Source organism: Vibrio sp. A37 (genome assembly GCF_059777565.1).
This window is the reverse complement of sequence record NZ_JBLNLI010000005.1, coordinates 260,134-279,905: the sequence shown is the minus strand read 5'-3', so window position 1 is coordinate 279,905 and position 19,772 is coordinate 260,134. Positions and strand designations below refer to the sequence as shown.

Below are 19,772 nucleotides of genomic sequence, written 5' to 3'. Positions count from 1 at the left end.
ACTCATTCAATGGGGGCGCGAATAAACAGTTCCGGTGAAATTCGCTGATATTTTACGTTTTCAAATAATTTCTGCGATGCTAGATTGTTTGTCAATACAGTCGCCTCTAAAGCTATGTCTGGATGTAAAATGTCAATTAAACCCAAAGCCTTTGTTGCCACCCCTTGCCCATAACTTTCAGGACTTACAAAAATTGAGACTAAATAGTGCTTTGGCTTTATTCTATCTAAACGCAGAACGCCTAGTGGTTTTCCTAATTTTATATCCTTGATAAGATAGAAGTAGCTACCATATTGTGTTAGCTTTTTATCCATCCAATTAACATGCTCTTCCCATGTTGGTATTGTGGAGGATAAAGCAAATTCTCGAGTTCGAGGATGACATTGCCATTCATATATCAATTTAGTATCTTCATCGGTTGCATTAATTAGTTCAATATCGTAGGTAGTATTATTTTCGAGCAGTCGCTGTATTTCTAGTTTTACTCTTCTTACACCACGCCCATCGCAGATTCTAAAGCTAGATGCATGAAACTCATTCCAACCTCGAAGTACTGAGTTATACGAAGCTACTATTTTTGAGTCGATTTCTTCTATGGAAGTAGCGATAGAAACATTATGTCGAACCAGTGCCTTACAAATATCATTTTGATTGTCAGCTAAGGGTATAATGATGCTGGGTACTCCTAGGCATGCTCGCTCCCAGCTGCTTGTTCCAGGTGCCCCTATAGCGACATCATGATCTGACAAAAGCACAGCCATTTCATCTATAAAGTCAAGATGAGTTATATTTGGGTGCTGTAAGCACCATGTTTTGATCTTCAAATAATGTGGTGCCCTAGGGCTCAATAGAACAGTAAAATCTGCTTCTATTTTGTCAATCATTGTCTTCAAAACAAATAAGGTAGCATTGGGAGCATCAACACCTCCCATCGATATCAAGACCTTCGGTCGTTGGCGGCATGAACGCTTGTCTAGTGAAAGTTCTCTTTGGACTGCAAATTGAGGAGACAGCATTGCGTACTGGCTTCCCGCTAATACTCTTATGTCTCCAGCATAATCCGATGAAACCCTTCCTAGAGTTTGATCAACTATTAAATCAGCGCAATGTTTTCTTACTAAGTCATCAATGGCGACTAATTTACAAGAGAAGTGCTCTCTAACAAGCCGCTGCCATTGGAAGCCTATTGCATAATGATCCGTAACGATCAAATCTACTGCGCCTACGTTACGAATGAAGTCCTTTGCATCGTCAATAATTGGTCGTTGTAGCCAAGCTAGGTAGTCGGTATCATGCTGTGGTTTAAGCGTTTTCGTTGGTGAGGAAAGACAAATAACATGGAAGCCTTTGCTCTGGATATAAGCAATCATATCCCCTTGCTGAGGTATACATGCAAACTTAACATGATAACCTGATCGTTGTAATTCGCCAGCCAAAACTAAGCAACGCATAACATGACCACTGCCAATCAAAGTCGAAGCATCAGTGCGGAATACGACATTCATTTCTATATTGCTACCTAGCTAAGCTAAACAATTTTTCCGCAAACTCCCAATCTTCAGGAGTATCAATATCCTGAACTCGATTACGTGGTAACAAAACCACGCGAGAATGCTGAGCAAAAATGGATTTTCTCTGCGCAAATGCTTCCTTACTTCCCCAATAAAATTGGCCTGCATCATGATATGCATCTTCTAAATCTTGTGATCGAATAGATTCGTTTTCTGGAGAAAACATAGTTACACCACCGTTATCAGCTATCTTTATAGCTCTTTGAATAGGAAAAGCAAAAGTTGTGGCACTGAACACAAATTCTACACCATCTTGCTCTAAGCTTTTATAACCCTTCACGAGGTCTTCAGCTTTTATAAATGGTGCTGTTGCATACAAGCAACACAAGCAGCTGATCTCCACTCCTTTTTTCTGAAACCATAAAAGAGAGTGGTGTATAACATCTATTGTCGAAGCATAGTCGTCAGAAATCTCGGCTGGTCGAATGAAGGGCACTTCCGCTCCATGCGCTTGCGCAATACTTGCTATCTCTTGATCATCTGTAGAAACAACAACCTTGTCAAAGCAACCTGATTGCAACGCAGCTTCAATAGAATAGGCTATTATCGGCTTGCCATGAAACTCTTTGATGTTCTTACGAGGAATGCGCTTACTACCACCTCTAGCAGGAATAATGGCGAGCTTCATTGGTTACCTCGTTAATATATCTGATAAAACCGCTACAACGGTGTCTTGCATTTCATCCGTCATACTATGAAACATCGGCAATGAAATCGCTTCTTGATAGTACAGTTCTGATTCAGGAAAGTCTCCATCCTTAAAGCCCATTCTACGATAGTAAGGTTGAGTATGAAGAGGAATATAGTGTACATTCACCCCAATGCCTTGGTCACGCAGGGCATCAAAAACGTTTTGGTGCGATAATGAAATGCTCTCAAGGTTTAGACGAATAACGTATAGATGTAACCCAGAATAGGTATTTTTCAGTTGGTAAGGTAGTGTAACTGGTAAAGACGAAAGTTGTTTATTGTAGCGTTCAGCCAAATAGTGACGAGCAGAAACAAACTTATCTAACCTTTTCATTTGAGTAACACCTAGAGCAGCTTGTAACTCCGTCATTCTGTAGTTGAAACCTAAATCAATTTGTTGATAGTACCAGCTACCATGACTCTCTCCTTCCATATGTTTGGGGTTGCGTGTAATGCCATGGCTACGTAGTAGTGCCATTCTGTGGGCCAATTCTTGACAATTAGTTACAGCCGCCCCGCCTTCAGCGGTGGTGACAATTTTAACTGGGTGGAAGCTGAATACTGTGATGTCTGAATATTCACAATTACCTATAGGCTTACCTTGATACCGGCCTCCAATAGCATGAGATGCATCTTCGATAATTTTAAAGCCATATTCTTGTGCAAGATTATTGATTGCTTGCATATCGCATGATTGACCGCATAGGTGCACTGCCACTACTACCTTAGGTAATAAACCATTAGCTTTAGCTGCAATTAATTTTAGTTCTAATTTTTTCGGACACATATTGTATGTTGCAGAGTCTATATCGACAAAGTCGACCTTAGCACCACAATATAGGCCACAGTTGGCAGAAGCTACAAAAGTTATTGGAGTAGTCCATAGCCAATCTCCTTCTGTTAGCCCTAGAGCTAGACATGCAATATGTAGCGATGACGTTGCACTATTCATAGCGAAAGCAAACTTCGCTCCAGTGTGATTTGTTAAGGCTTTCTCAAACTCAGGTACTTTTGGACCTTGAGTCAAAAAGTCAGATGTTAAAACATCTACTACGCTGTCAATATCCTGTTGAATTATTTCTTGTCTGCCGTAAGGAATCACTTAGTTACTCACACTGTAAAATTGGGGTCAACATGCTCTTTTACTAACGTACGAAGGCTTTCAACACATTCCCAGTCAGTATTTGTCCCAGAGTTGTATTTAAACCCGAATGGTACTTTTTGCGCATTATGATGTTCAAGATACTCCTTTTCTGTATACGTAAAAGAGACTGAAGGCAAAATTGCATAATATTTACCGAGATCGATTGTATTAATTGAGTCTGTATCAGTGATCATCTCTTCATGTAATTTTTCTCCAGGGCGAATGCCGATAACTTTTATTTCACATTCAGGGGCCACCGCTTTTGCAACATCAAGAATTTTGTATGATGGGATTTTGGGCACAAAAATCTCACCACCGATATGATTTTGAAGAGCATACATTACAATCTTCACACCGTCTTGAAGAGAAATGTTGAAGCGTGTCATCTGTTCATGGGTAATCGGTAAGACACCCTCATGTTTTTTCTGGAGGAAAAAAGGTATCACCGAACCTCTAGAGCCCATCACATTCCCATATCGGACAACACTAAAACGGACATCCTTCGACCCTTTTATGTTGTTAGCCGCAGTGAACAGCTTATCTGAAGCAAGCTTTGTTGCTCCATAGAGGTTGATAGGGGCACAAGCTTTATCCGTAGAAAGTGCCACGACATCCTTGACGCCACATTGTAGGGCTGCTGCGATAACATTTTCAGCTCCATCTATATTTGTTCGTATACATTCTGTAGGATTGTACTCTGCTGTATCGACTTGTTTTATAGCTGCGGCATGAATTATAACATCGACATCTTCACAAGCTTGTATCATACGCTGTCGATCACGAACATCTCCGATAAAGAAACGTAATTGTGGGAAGTCTTTATGAGGATACTGTTGTTTCAATTCAAATTGCTTTAGTTCATCACGAGAAAAAACAATGATCTTTTTCACTTTTGGATAAGTTGCAAGTATCGTTTTAATGAACTGTTTTCCGAACGACCCGGTGCCACCGGTAATCAGCACTGACTTTTGGTTTAGCATATAAAACAGATTCCTAGTTACAGCTAAGTTTTAAGACAAGAAATATGCATCAAATGTGAGAAACATATACTTAACATTCGCTAAAGAGCAATCGTGTACTATGTTCTTTCAAGTAAGATGCAATGCAATAGGAATCTTACAATCGAAATTGGAGAAGGTATTACGCGAAAAGCCCTAAAATGGAGGATACTACCACAAAGTGTGTCTAAGAACGACTATGGTTATTGCAAAAATAAGCAACCGCACAGCTGAACCGTGTTAATGTTAAATAGAATAGGACCGTGGATAGTTCTCCAAGCAAACGAGTTTCTTAGGTTTCTATAGCTGCCTTTACTTAAGAGTCCTACATTAAGGATAATTGCTAACATATTGAATCATATTACTGTTTAAAGTTACCAAAAAATGGATTATTTGAAGATTACTAATCCCATTAATTTTTTGATCTAATTAGGACCTACAGGGAAGCATCATGAAACACAATTTCCAACACCTTATCAATTCCACATCTAACGCACGAGTTAGAATGCGTTAGCTTGTTGTTTTCTATCCCTAAACCACCTTCTAGGAAGGTGGTGATCGTCCATTAGGGCTATGCCCGAAGGACGCTCATGTTCAAGATCTTCTCGTTTGTAACCAGCAAATGAGGAGAAAAAGAACATGAGCAGATATGAATCCGCGTCACATGTTTATTATCGTTGTCAGTATCACATAGTGTGGACACCCAAGTACCGTTTGAAAATCTTAAAAGGAAACTTGGGTAAAGAACTTTATCGTAGTATCTATATTTACAGCAATATGAAGAACTGTAAGGTTGTAGAGCTCAATGTTCAAGTAGACCATGTTCACTTGGTGGTAAGGCTTCCGCCTAGCTTGAGTATTTCAACATACATGGGGTTTGCTAAAGGTCGAACAGCGATTCGATTATTTGACAAATTTCCGTATTTAAGAAAGAAAAAGTTATGGGGAAATAAGTTTTGGCAGCACGGTTATTTCGTAGATTCGGTAGGTATGAACGAGGACATAATCCGTAGGTATGTCAGACACCAAGATCGTGTGGGAAAGGAAGAGGAAGAGCGTCAGATGCTTCTAGGGTTAGAAAATTAACAGTGAGCCCCCTTACAGGGGGCCATTCAAAGCCACCTGCTTTGCAGGTGGATTTTTACTGCCCACTTTATTGGCGGTTAAAGTCGTTCCGACGTTGTGCCTCTCTATAAAGGGAGTAGAGTCGGTGTGGACAAGTAGGTTGAGGTTTATTTCGACAATGCTTTTGGAGGGCTTCAAGGACGGGAGCTTCACCATTTTATAGACGCTCAAATAACACCTCATGACACACTTAATTAACTTCGATGGGGGTTGACTGCTAGTTAGAGCGCGCGCTCATTTTATCGAAAATAATTTCCTAACATTCCGGAACTTATCGCTGATGGCAGGACTTCGGTTTGAGTTTGATTACCACTCTCTCCAAATATCCTAAACAATGTATTGGAACCTAAGAGAGCTTAAAAAGTCCCAACAGAAACGATCTTCAAGCTCCTAGGACATGCGGCGTTACAAGATACTCGGATATGGTTATCAAGATAAGTCTGGTTTGGTCTCAACAGAACACGGCAACATGAATATGGGCACTGAGGGGGCCAATTTCCAGTGTGCAATATTGAGGCGATCAAAGAGCAATTAAGTACATTTCTCATGTCACACCGATAGGTAAGCAATCAGTGGTCATTATGGATGAGGACAGCGGGGTTCGTCAGAACGAGTTAGCGAATCGATGCTTTGAAAGCTAACATGAAATTGTCGATAGGCTTTGTCAAGCATGGAATAGATCCTGCTCTGACAGAACAAGAGTTATCTTTCTTTGTTTTCGAAGAAACTGTTATCAGTTAAAAGAGTGCCGATATAAGAAAAAGTTTATCGGCTCTGAAATGCTATACCATTTTTATTTTGAAAAAATTATAATGATTTGCTTCAATCTCGAGTTTATATAAATGCAACCAATTTGTTCTTTTTTCGTTTTTTAAATGTATGATCTTTAGCTCACTTTATGTCTCGAGCTGTGGATATCATTGTTGATGTATAGAGAGTATTAGCACGCCACTTGTGAGCAAAGGAGATACAAGTATGAGACATCAAGATGTTGTGAAGAATCCGGAGATAGATATACTTGAGCTACTTAGAATAACTTGGACTTATAGGATTTTAGTGTTAGTAGTTTTGTCCTTGGGTTTCCTGTCGGGAATTGCTTATTTCAAGCTAAACAACCCTGTGGCTATTTATGAAGGAAGTTTATACGTCGAAATTGGAGAAGGGATGACTCGAAACGGATTTATACCCATACTAGACACAACTGACCTAAAGTACACATTGGATAGACATTTACTGAGTGAGAAAATAGAAAGTATTGATGGGAATTGGGTTGAAACAAGTATTCCGGTAAATAGTAAAAGAATATTAAATATAAAAGTTAGAAGTTCAGATGTTCATGAAATAAATAATAAGATGGAAAGCGTGTATAATTATATAGTAAAAATGCAAAACGAAAAAAATGTTTTTTACGAAGTAACAACCCCAACTAGAACTATAGGGAATGTAATAATAAGCGAAGAACCTATAAATAAAATAAAGATTAAAAATGTATTACTAATTTCGTTTTTTAGTAGCGTTATTCTTTGTGTGTTTTTAATCTTTATTTTTCAATTTAGGAAAATTGTACGAGCATAAGTTTATGAATATATTAGTAACTGGAAGTGCTGGATTTATAGGTTCTCACTTAGTCGAAAGGCTACTAGTTCTTGGGCATAATGTCGTCGGGATAGATAATATTAATGATTATTATGATAAGAAAGTAAAATATGGTAGATTAAATAGGTCTGGGATTTTAGATTCTATAGAGAATGGGGAAAGCATAGAGTACAACCAGCCCATAGTTTCATCACTTAATATAAAGTATAAATTCTTAAAAATAAACCTAGAAGATAAAGACGCGTTAATGCATCTTTTTAACGACGAAAAATTTGATGCTGTTTGTAATCTAGCAGCGCAAGCTGGAGTAAGGTATTCTTTAACAAATCCAGAAGCATATATTGATTCAAATATTGTTGGTTTTACCAACATATTAGAAGCATGCCGGCATAACAATGTCAAAAATTTATCTTATGCTTCGTCCTCATCTGTCTATGGGTTAAATAAAGAGTTACCTTTTTCTACAAATCACAATGTAGACCATCCAATCTCACTTTATGCAGCGTCAAAAAAATCGAATGAACTTATGGCTCATACATACAGTCATCTTTTTGGCATTAGTACCACAGGGCTTCGTTTTTTCACAGTATATGGGCCTTGGGGGCGGCCTGATATGGCTCTATTTTTGTTTACAAAGGCTGCCTTAGAAAATAAATCGATAGATGTCTTTAACAACGGAAACATGCTTAGAGACTTTACTTATATTGATGATATTATAGAAGGAATTATAAGAGTTATAGATAATCCACCAAAAGCAAAAGCTAGCTGGAATAGTGTTGATGGAAAAGCATCTACATCGTCAGCACCATATAAAATATATAATATAGGTAATAACAATCCAGTCAAGCTCATGGACTTTATTTTGGCGATCGAGAATAGGTTGAATTTAAAGATTAAAAAAAATTTCCTACCGTTACAAGCTGGTGATGTACCAGAGACTTTTGCAGATATTGAAGATTTAGTAGAAGATTTTGGGTATAAGCCATCAACTACTGTAAATGAAGGTGTTGCAAAATTTGTAGATTGGTATATTGAATTTTTTTCTAGTGATAAGTAATTGAAATATGGTTGATAGAATGTTGAATAAAATATGTGTCGTTGGTTTAGGATACGTAGGGCTGCCTCTAGCACATGCTTTTTCATTTAAATATGATGTAGTCGGTTATGATATCTCGCAATCAAGAGTAAGTGAACTTAAAACTGGTTTTGATAGAACATTCGAATTGTCTGAGAGTGAGACACAAGAAGTATTATTAAATTCGACAAAGTTTACTTGTTCACTCGAAGATATTAAAGATTGTAATATATATGTAGTTACTGTCCCTACACCAATTGATAAAAATAAAAACCCAGATCTAGCCCCTTTAATTTCAGCTACTCAATCTTTAGGAGAAGTACTAGATAAGGGAGATATAGTTATTTATGAATCAACTGTATATCCAGGTGCTACAGAAGAGGTGTGTGTCCCTATATTGGAAGAAGTATCCCAGCTGAAGTACAACTCTGACTTTTTTTGTGGGTATTCTCCTGAGAGAATAAATCCTGGAGATAAAGTGCACACAGTAACTAATATTGTTAAAGTCACCTCAGGGTCTACTCCAGAAATAGCAAATAGGGTAGACAGCCTTTATGCATCAATCATAACTGCGGGTACTCACATTGCGCCTAGTATAAAGGTGGCTGAAGCTGCAAAAGTAATTGAAAATTCGCAAAGAGATATCAATATTGCATTTGTTAATGAGCTGGCAATTATTTTTAATAAGTTGGGTATTGATACAAATGATGTATTAGATGCAGCCAAAACAAAATGGAATTTCTTGCCCTTTAAACCAGGTCTGGTTGGAGGGCATTGTATTGGTGTCGACCCCTACTACCTAGCTCATAAAGCTCAATCAGTGGGATATAACCCTGAAATCATACTGGCGGGAAGAAGATTGAATGATAGTATGGGAGTCTATGTAGCGAATCAGGTCATTAAACTAATGATAAAAAAAGGACACGCTATAAACGAATCAAGTGTTTTGATTTTAGGTATGTCATTTAAGGAGAATTGTCCAGATACTCGAAATAGTCGGGTGCTTGATGTTATTGAAGAGCTGAAAGATTTTGGTTGTAATGTTGATGTGTATGACCCTAGAGTGGACGAAGAAGAAGTTAGTAGGGAGTATGGTATAGCATTAGTAGAAAATATTGATTTATCAAATTATCATGGGGTTGTCTTAGCAGTAGCACATGATGAATTTAAAGATATTAGATTAGAACATGATAGTAAAACCATTATTTACGATATTAAGTCTTTCTTAGATGAAGTAGACGGTAGACTCTAATTTTATAGTATTTTTGATTAGATTTAAACCATGTTAAGTTAAGTAGGTAGTTTTGAAGAAAGTATTTTTTATATTAGATTGGGACTTCAGTTATTTATGGTCGGATATCTCTAATCGCTTGACAAATAATGGAATAATTGAAACAGATATAAGTGCATGGGTAGTTGGAAAAAAATATTTTTTGGAACTATGCGACAATTCAATTATTAATAATTTTAAAGAAGTATATTCTTTAGACGAGTTTTATGAAAATGAAGTTTACCCTGATACCGTATACAAGGGATTGGATGAAAGGCTGAAAAAACTTGAAGAAGATTACGGTGAAGGAACTTTGTGGAAGTATATTTGGGCAGATAGAAATCATATTAAAGATGGATATGAAAAAAACAGAATATACTTAGCTAAGTTTTTTGACTTTTTTGAAAGAATTTACGAAAAGGAGATGCCGGATCTTATAATCACCAATGCCTATGCATCTATGCCTCACTTAATATCTTATAGTGTTGCACAGAAAATGGGGATTAAGATAATACATGGTGTTTCTATGAGGCTTGATTTATTTGATAGAACCTTCTGGAGTGAAAATTGTTTTAGTAGCTTAAATCCATATTTACCTTTTAATCCAGAAATCGAAAATAATGTAATTGATCTATTGTCAAAGTTTAGGAAGAATCAAGATATTGCTGAACTTCAAAAAAATATAATTAAAAAAAATAAGTCAATCACTACTACTCATTTAAGAAGATTTGCAAGTTATTTTTACAACTACTATATAACAAAAAAATACGCTGGTCATACCAAGCCTAACCCATTTAAAAAACTTTACAATGAAGAAATAATACCACGAGTAAAGCGGCATTATTTCACGAAGTTCTATCCTTGGGATGACTACAAAAAAAATGATAAATACCTTTATTTCCCTTTGCATTTACAGCCAGAAGCTTCAACAATGACACTTGCTCATTACTATATGAATCAACTTTCTACGTTAGAGGCTATTTCCAAAAGCATTCCCATGGGCTATAAGCTGTATGTTAAGGAGCATCCAGGAATGGTAGGAAAAAACAGTAAATCATTCTATGATTCTATAAAAAAATTACCTAACGTTTTTATATTGCCTATTTCGGTAGATAGCTTTGAAGTAATGAGAAATGCATCGGCAATTGTAACCTTAACTGGTACAACTGGACTGGAAGCACTATTGCTAAAAATACCAGTAATAACAATTGGTCATGTATTTTATAATGATTGCAAGCTCGTTAAATATCTTGGCGAAACTCCCATTCCCTATTGGGCTACACATATAAAGTATATGTTAGAGGATTACACACACAATGAACAAGATCTTATAGATTTTCTGGCCTTATATTTATCAAATTCTAGCAACTGCTTTATAGTTGAGCCCGGAGTATATAGTGAAAAGGTCATGGATGAAAAAAATCTATCTGCAATTTATAATAGTTTATGTCAGTATATAGATTCGAAAAATGAATAAAATTTTAAGCACTGCTAAGATCTATCTATTGTTTCAGCCTGTATTTTTAATTTTTGGCTTTGTATGGAATAGCTTTCTAACCAAGAACCTATCTGTTAGCGAATTTGGTTTATTCTCGCTATCTATAAGTGTATTTTCTATACTTTCAATAGTAGCGAATGGTGGTCTAGCTACTGGCGTTATGCGTTTTATTCCTATATATGAAGAGAAAAAGAAGCTTAATTCTCTTAAAAATATATATGCCAATTCAATTCTTACTCCATTAATACTCGGTATTATACTGTATATATTTGTTATTATTTCGAAAGAGGATATAGAAAAGCATTATATTAAGAACTTTACCGAAGTGGTAAGTATATTGGGAATGTATATATTTATCAATGCTATAGTATCTTCTCAGATGAAAATAGCTATAACTAATGGCGATTTTTTATATACAAAACTAAATGAACTTTTTTGGCAAAAAATATTCCCATTATCCATATTGTTAATAATTAGTTTTTTTAATAATATAAATATATCACTGGTGTCATATATTTATATACTAGGATATTTTATTTTCCTTTTAATCTTTAGCAAAAAAGTATACCTATATTATAAAAGGATAGATACAACTCGATTGAGAATAAAATTTGATAAGAGTTTTTTTAAATACTCGATATATGCCAGCTTATCTGGCTTTGTTTCTATGCTGTATATGTGGTCGGATAGTTTTCTTATTGGTTACTTTCTAAATAATAGCAGTGTTGGTATATATAACGCTATATTTTTAGTTGCGGTAGTGACTAGAAATTTTTGGTATATGGCATTTACACCGATATTGTTACCTGTAATGTCTAGGTATATTGCTAAAAAAGACTACGTAAATGTTGAAATGTTATATGAATTATTGCAAAAGAGCATTTTCTTATTGACTATACCAATATTTATTTTATTCCTCTACGAGGGGGGGCATCTAATACCTATTTTGTTTACTAAAGAATATTTAGCTGGTATACCCTCTTTTGATGCATTGATATTATTATATTTGGTAACGATATTTTTTGGTTATTCCTCGTATGTAATATCTGCATATGGGGATAGTAGGATACTATTTAAAATTACAGCATTGACATTAGTAATCAACCTTTTAATGAATATTATTCTTATACCTAAGCTTGGAGTTCTAGGCGCAGCTATATCTACAGGAACAAGTGAACTACTATTCGCTATAATTTGTTACTACATTACTTTTAGAAAATATCAATTGTATATAAAATCATTGTATATCTATATATTGTTGGCTGCTCTTGTGATAATTTTCGTATTACATGTTTTTGGTAGTTACATTCAGTATGTTATATTTTTTGTTGTATTTCTACCCTGTTACTTATATAACTTTGCTAAAGTTTCATATCAAATGTACTATCTATATAGGTTAGAAAAATTATGAAGTTGCTATGTATTACTGGTAGCTTTCTACCAAGTGTAGGAGGGATGCAATTTTCTACTCATCAAACTCTTTTAGGTTTGGTAGATAATGACGTAAACGTAACCCTCATTTGCCCTAAATCTAATGAGTCTGATTGGTATAACTTTGACCAGTCTTTGCCATACAAGGTAATAAGAAAAGGAAACGGCGGATATTTTACTGAGCTAAACAATTTATTTTTTCTAAATAAATTATTTTTAAAAGGTGACTATGATGAAGTGTTAATAATGGGGCATTTTGATGAGGTTATTTATGGCATGTTTCGTAGTGCTTTTTCCTTTAAGCCGATTATATTAGCAGCGGGTACACGGCTACCATTTAAGAACGCAAAAATAAAAATGCTACTTCGAAATTTTTTCTTAATAAGGGCATATAACGGGTCAAAAAAAATCATATCAATTTCTGATGCTACAACTAATTATATCAAACATTATTGTGGTGACTCAGTTGATAATATAAGGAAAATACCTAGACCAATAGATGATTGTATTTGGGAATTTACAAAGAAGGCAAAGCATGCTGTTTTTACTTTAGTAACATATTGTAGAATTGAGAAACAGAAGAATATTCAAGATGTTTGTCGTATATTGTCAAAAATCAAGAAGCATGGATTTAAATTTAAATACAAAATTATAGGAGAAGGAGATTACTTAGTAGAATTAAAAAATTTGGTAGAAACACTAGGTATTAAGGATGAGGTTGATTTTTTGGGCTACAAGCCACCACTGATTATCGCCGAGATTTTGCACTCATGCGATCTCCATATTTTACTTTCTAAGGCGAATAATGGCTTGGGGGAAACCTTTGGTCGAGTATATGTAGAAGCAGGTTTTATCAAAGTACCATCTATAGGGTTTGATACTTCTGGTGTTCGGGAAGCTATAAAAGATGGTTATAGTGGTTTTTTGTATAGACCTAGCCAGCTGAACGAGATAGAAGAAAAAATAATTAACCTAATGGAAAATCGGATATTGCTTGATGAGTTATCAGAAAATTGCTTACGCTTTGCTACTCAAAACTTTAGAAAAAAGAAAATAGGAAGTACGATAAAGGAGTATTTGAGTGAATAGATATATTAGTTCATTTTTATGGAAGTTAAAAAACAGAAAAATATTAAAAATTTATGATGAAATTAAGAAAAATGAACCGAATTTTGATGGACTAGGTAATGAAAAATTATCACTGATTGTTAAACATGCTAAAGAAAACGTTCCGTATTATAGAAATATAAAAATTGATAATATAAGTATTAATGATCTATCAGAACTGCCTATTATGACTAAAGATATTATGAGAAGTAGTTTTGAGAAATTGATATCTACCGATAAGCGATATCCTTATTGGGCGAATACATCTGGGGGGTCTACAGGTGAGCCAGTAAAATTTTTGCAGGATAGAAACTATCAGTCTTGGGTAGATGCAACATTATACTATTACTATAAAGACCTAGTAGGTGTTGATTGGAGTTTATCAAGAAAACTTGTTATTTGGGGCTCGGTAGAAGACTTTGAAAAAAGGACCACAATAAAGTCCAAACTAAAAAACTATTTGTCAAATATTATATTTATTAATGCATTTGATTTTGGCGATGACAAGAAACTTCATACGATATCTAAAATTAATACATTTAAACCCGATATATTGAAGGCTTATACGAACTCATTGGTCGATTTAGCAATATTCATCAAAAAAAATAATATCAAGGTTGCATCTCCAAGGGTTATCATTACTAGCACTGCAATGCTTTATAATGAACATAGAAGTCTGATTGAGGATGTATTTAAAGCAAAAGTCTATGATTTTTATGGTTCCAGAGAGGCTAGTGGAATTGCGGCAGAAGATAAGGTGAATAAAAAAAAGAGAATATTTATCTATAATAATGTCGTAGAAGTGGTAGATAATAGAATATTGATTACAAATTTACATAATTACATTATGCCTATTATTAGGTTTGATATTCTTGATAGCGCTGAACAAGTTGATAAAGTAAATAACGAATATTTCATTGATGGTTTAAATGGTAGGGTTTTTGAATACTTAACTGGTATTAATGGAAAAAAAATACACGCTCAGTATTTTATAACTCTATTTTTCTACATTTCGGAAATAAAGCATTATAACTTAGTTCAAAAATCACTGGATAGTATTGAAATCTCATATGTTCTACAGGGCGATCATGACCTTTCAGTCGATATAAAGAGAGATATTGAAAATAAAGTAGAAATAGCACTAGAGCTTGAGATTAGTGTAATATGGAAGAAAGTTAAAAAAATTAAAAAAACGAAAAATGGTAAATACCTTTACATAAGAAGTGAAATATAATGTGCGGAATCTTAGGCTCAGTTACTCATATAAAATATAATTTTGAACACGCATTAAGATCTTTACATCATCGAGGGCCCGATCATAGTGACTATTATCGTGATGGTAGTTTGACCTTGGGTCATACAAGGCTCTCTATTAATGACTTATCAGTTGAAGCGAACCAGCCGTTCATTGATGATAACGTAATAGTTGTTTTTAATGGCGAAATATATAATTATCATCAGCTAAGAAATCAGCTTATAAATAAGTTTAACTTTCGAACTAACTCTGAAGTTGAAGTCATATGTAAGCTTTATAGGAAATATGGTATAGAGTTTGTAACTCATTTAGATGGAATGTTTTCAATCGCACTCTATGATAAAGAAAGCAATTTTTTACATTGTTATCGCGATAGATTAGGTAAAAAGCCATTTTTTTATCATTTTAATGAGAAAAGTAGAGAATTCTATTTCTCCTCAGAGCAGAAAACGTTTGAAAATTTTGGAGTAAAACTTAAGTTTGATTCTAGAATACTTGATAGCATTTTAACTTATACAAATTATACCAGTGAATCTATATTTTCAAACATCAAATCTATACAACCATCAGAGGTATTAAGCATAGACCTTTCCTTTTTCAAGTTGTCAAGATACAAATATTTTGAGATAAGTGATCTTATAAGTGAAGATTATTTCAATGAATTATGTGAAAGTGATTGTGAAAAAATATTACATGGTTTACTGGAAAAATCAGTAAATAAAAGGCTAATATCTGATGTCCCTGTAGCTATTATAGGATCTGGCGGTATAGACTCCTCATTGATAGCTTATTATGCAAATAAACAAGGGAAGTATAATCTCTTGCATGTTAACTCAGTTGATAGTTCAGAACTAAAATATGCAAACTTGTTGTCTCATGATTTAAATGTTGATTTAAAGTATAAAGACTTAGACTATAATACGTTTAAAAATGATTTGGAAGATACTTTGTTTTACTGGGAGTACCCACTTGTACATACTAACGCTGTAGGCATTTTAAATGTATCTCAACTTGCGCAAGAAAATGAATACAAAGTATTACTTGGAGGTGAAGGAGCCGATGAGTTGTTCGGCGGTTATCCGCAACATAATTTGTATTTAAAATCACTATTGATAAATAAATTTGGTAGGCTTCTCCCAACAAAATTTATTCAATCATTGTTATTTGCTAGATCAGATACGAAATCAGCAAATATAGAACCTAGTATTGAGCATATATATAACAATGAAAAATTCAATAAGTTTTACGCTAAATATGACTTTATTCGTAACACGACAAAAAGAAAAATGCTAACATATTTAGCCACTGAGTTAGAAGACTATTTAGTTCCACTTTTATCAAGAGCCGATAGGATGAGTATGTCACATGGGGTTGAAATGAGGTTACCATTTCTTGATATAGACCTGATTAAATTCGCGCTTAATTTGCCTTTGAATAAAAAGCTGAATATAAGAAGATCAAAGGTAATATTGCGAAATTTAGCTGGTAATACCTTATCTAATGAACTGTTAAATCGACCTAAAATTGGTTTTACCGTTGATTACGCAAAGAAATATGTTGATGAGCATGATATTAAACGATTAAATAATTTAGATCACTATATTGATTCAGAACTGGTTATTCATCATCTTAAAGAAAATGCCCAATATCATAAAATATTAAGACTTATCTCATTAAATTTTCTTATAGAGGGGAAAGTATGAGTGTTCAGTTTATAATTAGGGATGATGACTTATCATACTTTACAAGCGTCAAGGAATTAGAAAACCTTTATACTGGTATATGGGACTTCTTTCCTATTACATTCGCTACAATTCCGTACCAAAAAGGTACATTTGCTGGTCATATGCCTTTAACACATTGGCATACTGGTGAAGCTTATCCTATTGACAGAAACACTTCATTGACGAAATTCATTAAGTGTAAATTAGAAGAGAAAAAGGTAGATATTGCTTTACATGGGATACATCATACATATCGATTTAAAAGGCATAAAATAATTCCTGAGTTAGTAGACAAAATAATTAATTTCGAAATTAAACTTTTGGAAGCAAAAAACTATTTAGAATCAATATTTAATATCGACGTAAATACTTTTGTACCTCCTAGTAATACTATGACTGCAAGTTGTGCAGACATTTTGATTAAACATAGACTAAACTTGCTCAATCTACCTGGAGTAAAAAGAAATACACGAAATATATTTTCAACTAAACATCAGTTAGTAAGGCTACAAAGACTATATTTTATGACGAGATATGGATTTGATAGCCCTATACCTATCATTGATGGATCTCGTTGGGAGTTAGGTAGCTTTGCTTTAACTCCTTCTGCTAACTTACAAATGTTAAAAAAAGCTTTTCTTCATTGTAAATATAATGACTATCCATTTGTACTTGCAACACACTTTTGGGAGCACAAGTGTATATTGCCCGATAATCCGAGAAGAACTCAATATGATCTTTTGCAAGAATTTTTAGACTTTGTTGTTGCCCATGACATAACACCAATAAGAGCTAGAGACCTTAAACTATGAAAAAAATAATATTTGTAAATATTGGTATGATGATGTTTAGAGGTGGTGGCGAAAATTTTGATATTAATATGTCTAAAGCGCTTAAGGAGTTAGGTTACGATGTTCAAATTTATTCTTTAGAGCCGGTGTTTAAGAAACGTAATTTTAATACTGTACCTGAACATTTTGATGATGCTTTCTTGGTTAGGTCTCCTTGGCTTTATCCCTTGACTCAATGGTTTCACAAAAATAGGTACTTAAAGAAGCTAAGAGGGCTTAGAGGAATACCAAGACTATTTGGGCAGAGTATATTTGAGATTCAAGTTTTCTTTAAGTTATGGAAAAGGAAAGACACATTTGTTTTACACACTTGTGAGTTACCGCTACTAACCTGCTTGATGTCTCGGTTTACAAGTAATAAATCTTATATAAGATTACCTGGGCCACTAGATAATTTTTATGATATTTACCTTGCAAAAAAATGCTTTGGTATTATTGCCAATGGTGACGCATATAGAAAAGTAAAAAGCATGAATATCGTTAATGAAAAATTACATTTTGTAAACGTTGGAGTTTACGACTTTAGTAGTATTAACTTTACTCCAAGAGAGCAATTACCTACAAATGTAAAAATAAATGACAATGACTTTATAGTTCTCTATGTAGGTCGGCTAATAGATATTAAAAATTTGCCTATGTTAATTAGAGGGTTTGCATTATTTTCTTCTAACATAAGTATTAATTCAAAACTAGTTATTGTCGGTGAAGGAAATAAAAAGAATGATTTAGTAAACTTGACAGAAAAATTAAGCTTGGAAGATAATGTCATCTTTACTGGAAATCTTAAAAAAGATGACTTGGCTAGTTATTATAATATAGCTGATGTTTTCGTCTTGACTTCACACTACGATAATTATCCAAATGTCTTATTGGAAGCAATGAGCTTCGGTGTACCCTGCATTGGCACCGATGTCGGTGGTATACCAAGTATTATAGATGATGGAGTGAATGGTTATATTGTTGAAGCAGATAATGTTGAAGAGCTAGCTTGCAGTATCAAGCAGGTTACTAAAAATACACTTAATCGTTGCCAAATAAGGAATCAGGTAAATGAACATTACAGTTGGAGAAAGAGCGCAATTAGATTCTCTAAGCTATTTTAGTAATATAATTGATAATATTATAGCATCCATTTTACTATATTTATTCTTGACTCTACCATTTGCTATTGAAGCAATTAGTCCAGCTTTAATGACTTTCAATCGGTTTATGTTTTGTTTTATTGGCTTTATCGCATTTTACCGGTTCATGTTGAAAAATAAATATAGAATTCCCATCAATACTTTTAGTTTGTATTTCCTGTTCTTTATACTTTATTCATTTTTTGTTTCCATTTTTTACTACAATGATAATTTTATTACAACAGTAAAAGAGTTGATTTTATTAGTAAGCTTCTTGTTTTTGGGTATAGCAATTTATGATTCCAATGCTTCACTTCAGTATTATAAGATTTTCGGTGTTATTATTTTTATATTTTCATTGGATGTAATATTTCAATCTATTTACGGAGTTGACATATTGGGATTTACTCAACGTTTTAATGGACGAAACTGGGGTTTTTTTTATTATGGTGCGCCTGCATTTGGCGTTTTTATAGCATTAATGTTTTTCATTCCACTGTTTATTTATAAAAATATAATCACAAGGATAGTTATACTTTTAACTTACGGTTATTGTCTTGTAATATCTAGTGATAGAGCGGGAATCGTAATAGTTCTTTCAGCTTTGTTTATTTACTTGTTGTTCCTCAATCTTAAAAAGATATTGATACTTTCTTGTGTAATAGTTTTATGTGTGTTTCTTTTAATTCAATTTAGAGAATACTTACCTTACAGAATACAATTGTTGACAGATTTGATTCAGATGTTTTTACATAATGGCCTAAATATTGAACCTAAATTTTTACATAATAACTCTGTCGGAGCATACATTAATATATGGTCAACAAATTTGAAATTATGGTTTAATGTTGATAACGTTTCGTTTATATTATTCGGTAGTGGTTATGGTAATTTAAAATTATTTTTTACTAACTCTGGTGGTTTTCCAAGAACGCATAGCATGCTTTTGGAAATTATAATGACATATGGTGTTTTTGGCACTTTCGTGCTAATTTTAGTTTTTATGAAATATATAAATATTAAAAGTTCTAGATCTCTGATTATGTTGACATATATAACGCCATTCCTATTTTTCTCACTTTACAGCTTTAACCAAACATTGTTATTTATAGTATCATGGTTTATTTATATTAGTGTGATAAAGTTAAAGCCAGAAAACTCGCCTATACAAGGAGAGAACATATTCGCCTTAGGTAGAGATAATAGCTAGTAAAGCCACCTGACTAGGCTTTGGTTAGAGAAAGTGTTGACCTTTTGGATAATTGGATTTGTGTGCCCTTGAGCTTCAATTGCTAAGCTCAAATATTCAAGGCTCT

16 protein-coding genes are annotated in these 19,772 nt (G+C 33.9%); 12 read left to right on the top strand and 4 right to left on the bottom strand.

What is annotated here, in order from left to right; genetic code table 11:
• Nucleotides 1-2: 2 nt before the first annotated feature.
• From pseG to pseB, 4 genes are read right to left on the bottom strand one after another with little or no spacing between them, the layout of a single operon-like run.
• Nucleotides 3-1,505 carry a UDP-2,4-diacetamido-2,4,6-trideoxy-beta-L-altropyranose hydrolase gene (gene pseG, locus ACM2FC_RS11385; RefSeq protein WP_498481025.1) on the bottom strand — a complete coding sequence of 501 codons (1,503 nt, stop codon included), beginning with the start codon at nucleotides 1,503-1,505 and terminating at the stop codon, nucleotides 3-5.
• 10 nt (nucleotides 1,506-1,515) lie between these two features.
• Complete coding sequence (gene pseF / locus ACM2FC_RS11380) at nucleotides 1,516-2,199, bottom strand: pseudaminic acid cytidylyltransferase (protein WP_498481024.1); 684 nt, start codon at nucleotides 2,197-2,199, stop codon at nucleotides 1,516-1,518.
• A gap of 3 nt (nucleotides 2,200-2,202) precedes the next feature.
• Complete coding sequence (pseC, locus tag ACM2FC_RS11375; protein ID WP_498481022.1) at nucleotides 2,203-3,363, bottom strand: UDP-4-amino-4,6-dideoxy-N-acetyl-beta-L-altrosamine transaminase; 1,161 nt, start codon at nucleotides 3,361-3,363, stop codon at nucleotides 2,203-2,205.
• Nucleotides 3,364-3,371: 8 nt separating this feature from the next.
• Nucleotides 3,372-4,385 (bottom strand): UDP-N-acetylglucosamine 4,6-dehydratase (inverting), encoded by a 1,014-nt coding sequence (pseB, locus tag ACM2FC_RS11370; RefSeq protein ID WP_498481021.1) that lies wholly within the window; start codon nucleotides 4,383-4,385, stop codon nucleotides 3,372-3,374.
• Nucleotides 4,386-5,042: 657 nt separating this feature from the next.
• On the opposite strand from pseB, the gene tnpA reads away from it, so the two are divergent.
• The 12 genes from tnpA to ACM2FC_RS11310 all read left to right on the top strand — a co-directional run bounded on the left by tnpA (nucleotide 5,043) and on the right by ACM2FC_RS11310 (nucleotide 19,666).
• Entirely contained in the window at nucleotides 5,043-5,489 is a 447-nt protein-coding gene (tnpA, locus tag ACM2FC_RS11365; RefSeq protein WP_498481020.1) for an IS200/IS605 family transposase, read from the top strand.
• A gap of 1,014 nt (nucleotides 5,490-6,503) precedes the next feature.
• Complete coding sequence (locus ACM2FC_RS11360; protein ID WP_498481019.1) at nucleotides 6,504-7,103, top strand: YveK family protein; 600 nt, start codon at nucleotides 6,504-6,506, stop codon at nucleotides 7,101-7,103.
• 4 nt (nucleotides 7,104-7,107) lie between these two features.
• Entirely contained in the window at nucleotides 7,108-8,181 is a 1,074-nt protein-coding gene (locus tag ACM2FC_RS11355) for an NAD-dependent epimerase (protein ID WP_498481018.1), read from the top strand.
• A gap of 7 nt (nucleotides 8,182-8,188) precedes the next feature.
• A complete protein-coding gene (locus ACM2FC_RS11350; RefSeq protein ID WP_498481017.1) occupies nucleotides 8,189-9,451 on the top strand; it encodes a nucleotide sugar dehydrogenase in 1,263 nt (420 codons plus the stop codon).
• A gap of 52 nt (nucleotides 9,452-9,503) precedes the next feature.
• Complete coding sequence (locus ACM2FC_RS11345; RefSeq protein ID WP_498481016.1) at nucleotides 9,504-10,946, top strand: capsular polysaccharide export protein, LipB/KpsS family; 1,443 nt, start codon at nucleotides 9,504-9,506, stop codon at nucleotides 10,944-10,946.
• A complete protein-coding gene (locus tag ACM2FC_RS11340; RefSeq protein WP_498481015.1) occupies nucleotides 10,939-12,378 on the top strand; it encodes an oligosaccharide flippase family protein in 1,440 nt (479 codons plus the stop codon). Before ACM2FC_RS11345 ends, ACM2FC_RS11340 begins: the two co-directional genes overlap by 8 nt.
• Nucleotides 12,375-13,487, top strand: a complete 1,113-nt coding sequence (locus ACM2FC_RS11335; protein WP_498481014.1) for a glycosyltransferase family 4 protein — start codon at nucleotides 12,375-12,377, stop codon at nucleotides 13,485-13,487. Before ACM2FC_RS11340 ends, ACM2FC_RS11335 begins: the two co-directional genes overlap by 4 nt.
• A complete protein-coding gene (locus ACM2FC_RS11330) occupies nucleotides 13,480-14,739 on the top strand; it encodes a phenylacetate--CoA ligase family protein (RefSeq protein WP_498481013.1) in 1,260 nt (419 codons plus the stop codon). The genes ACM2FC_RS11335 and ACM2FC_RS11330 overlap by 8 nt, the downstream gene beginning before the upstream one ends.
• Nucleotides 14,739-16,463, top strand: coding sequence for an asparagine synthase (glutamine-hydrolyzing) (asnB, locus tag ACM2FC_RS11325; protein ID WP_498481012.1), 1,725 nt, complete (start codon nucleotides 14,739-14,741; stop codon nucleotides 16,461-16,463). Before ACM2FC_RS11330 ends, asnB begins: the two co-directional genes overlap by 1 nt.
• Complete coding sequence (locus tag ACM2FC_RS11320) at nucleotides 16,460-17,296, top strand: hypothetical protein (protein ID WP_498481011.1); 837 nt, start codon at nucleotides 16,460-16,462, stop codon at nucleotides 17,294-17,296. The genes asnB and ACM2FC_RS11320 overlap by 4 nt, the downstream gene beginning before the upstream one ends.
• Nucleotides 17,293-18,438, top strand: a complete 1,146-nt coding sequence (locus tag ACM2FC_RS11315) for a glycosyltransferase family 4 protein (RefSeq protein WP_498481010.1) — start codon at nucleotides 17,293-17,295, stop codon at nucleotides 18,436-18,438. Before ACM2FC_RS11320 ends, ACM2FC_RS11315 begins: the two co-directional genes overlap by 4 nt.
• Nucleotides 18,386-19,666 carry an O-antigen polymerase gene (locus tag ACM2FC_RS11310; protein WP_498481009.1) on the top strand — a complete coding sequence of 427 codons (1,281 nt, stop codon included), beginning with the start codon at nucleotides 18,386-18,388 and terminating at the stop codon, nucleotides 19,664-19,666. Before ACM2FC_RS11315 ends, ACM2FC_RS11310 begins: the two co-directional genes overlap by 53 nt.
• The last annotated feature ends 106 nt before the right edge of the window (nucleotides 19,667-19,772 follow it).

Coding starts and splice junctions, on each gene's coding strand:
- pseG (WP_498481025.1), bottom strand. CDS start 1,505: ATGAATGTCGTATTCCGCACTGATGCTTCGACTTTGATTGGCAGTGGT.
- pseF (WP_498481024.1), bottom strand. CDS start 2,199: ATGAAGCTCGCCATTATTCCTGCTAGAGGTGGTAGTAAGCGCATTCCT.
- pseB (WP_498481021.1), bottom strand. CDS start 4,385: ATGCTAAACCAAAAGTCAGTGCTGATTACCGGTGGCACCGGGTCGTTC.
- tnpA (WP_498481020.1), top strand. CDS start 5,043: ATGAGCAGATATGAATCCGCGTCACATGTTTATTATCGTTGTCAGTAT.
- ACM2FC_RS11360 (WP_498481019.1), top strand. CDS start 6,504: ATGAGACATCAAGATGTTGTGAAGAATCCGGAGATAGATATACTTGAG.
- ACM2FC_RS11355 (WP_498481018.1), top strand. CDS start 7,108: ATGAATATATTAGTAACTGGAAGTGCTGGATTTATAGGTTCTCACTTA.
- ACM2FC_RS11350 (WP_498481017.1), top strand. CDS start 8,189: ATGGTTGATAGAATGTTGAATAAAATATGTGTCGTTGGTTTAGGATAC.
- ACM2FC_RS11340 (WP_498481015.1), top strand. CDS start 10,939: ATGAATAAAATTTTAAGCACTGCTAAGATCTATCTATTGTTTCAGCCT.
- ACM2FC_RS11335 (WP_498481014.1), top strand. CDS start 12,375: ATGAAGTTGCTATGTATTACTGGTAGCTTTCTACCAAGTGTAGGAGGG.
- asnB (WP_498481012.1), top strand. CDS start 14,739: ATGTGCGGAATCTTAGGCTCAGTTACTCATATAAAATATAATTTTGAA.
- ACM2FC_RS11320 (WP_498481011.1), top strand. CDS start 16,460: ATGAGTGTTCAGTTTATAATTAGGGATGATGACTTATCATACTTTACA.
- ACM2FC_RS11315 (WP_498481010.1), top strand. CDS start 17,293: ATGAAAAAAATAATATTTGTAAATATTGGTATGATGATGTTTAGAGGT.
- ACM2FC_RS11310 (WP_498481009.1), top strand. CDS start 18,386: ATGAACATTACAGTTGGAGAAAGAGCGCAATTAGATTCTCTAAGCTAT.